Source organism: Rhodococcus olei, from assembly GCF_039540555.1.
GTDB lineage: Bacteria > Actinomycetota > Actinomycetes > Mycobacteriales > Mycobacteriaceae > Rhodococcus_G > Rhodococcus_G olei.
Window position 1 is genome coordinate 1 of the sequence record NZ_BAABFB010000086.1, and the last position, 1,120, is coordinate 1,120.

1 protein-coding gene is annotated in these 1,120 nt (G+C 65.1%); it reads left to right on the top strand.

What is annotated here, in order from left to right; all coding sequences use genetic code 11:
• Positions 1-1,120: IS30 family transposase (locus tag ABD951_RS27950; RefSeq protein ID WP_345353435.1), on the top strand; the 1,120-nt coding region annotated here is incomplete at both ends.

Consider the following 1,120-nt stretch of genomic DNA (forward strand, 5'->3'; position numbering starts at 1 on the left):
AAACGGCGACTCGAACTGGAAACCCGGTACTGGGCGCTACTGGCTGGCGGGGTCGGCACGATCGAGGCCTGCCGGCAACTCGGCATCGGCCGCAAGACCGGATACCGGTGGCGCATCGAGAACGGCGGACTGCCACCGGCCCGGCTGCCGGATGAAGCTCGTTCGTCCCGATACCTGAGCCTGCTCGAGCGACAACGCATCGCCACCCTCCGAGCAGCCGGACACTCGATTCGTGAGGTTGCTCGGCGACTGGGACGATCGGCATCGACGATCAGCCGCGAGCTGCAGCGCAACACCCTCCCGCACGATCGCGGCGGCTACGACGCCACTCTGGCACACGCCCGCGCCACCGGGCGCTTGCTCCGACCCCGACGAGGCCGCTTGCTCGACGACCCCGCCCTTCGTGACATGGTGCAGGACAAGCTGAAAATCGAGTGGAGCCCGGAACAGATCGCCGCGTGGCTGCGCGCCGAGTATCCCGACCGAGTCAGCTGGCATGTTTGCCACGAGACGATCTACCGAGCCGTCTACAACAGTGGTCGATCCGGATTGTGCCGCACACTGACCCGCAAATTGCGGACCCGGCGTCCGATGCGTAGACGCCGGCGCCGTGCAGACGAACGCCGGATTCGGTTCATCACCCCGTCACAGTCGATCGATGCCCGCCCCGAAGTGGTCGAAACCCGCACCAGAACTGGGGATTGGGAAGGAGATTTGATCATCGGTCGGTCCAGTCGGTCTTCGATCGGCACGCTGGTCGACCGGCGCAGCCGGTACGTCAGGCTCTTGCACCTGCCGGGCGGGCACCGCGCCGAACCGTTCGCAGAAGCGTTGGGTGCGCTCTTCGAGCAGATTCCCGAAAATGTGCGTTGGACGATCACCTGGGATCAGGGCTCGGAGATGGCGCGCCACGATCTATTCGGTCACCTGTTCGCCGAGGGCGTCTACTTCGCCCACGCGGCGTCACCCTGGCTGCGCGGCACGAACGAGAACATGAATGGTCTGCTTCGTCAGTACTTCCCCAAAGGCACTGATCTGTCCGTCCACGGCCCCGAGGTACTTCGCGATGTTGAGCACCGTTTGAACAGCCGGCCCCGCAAGATCCTCGACTGGCGCACAC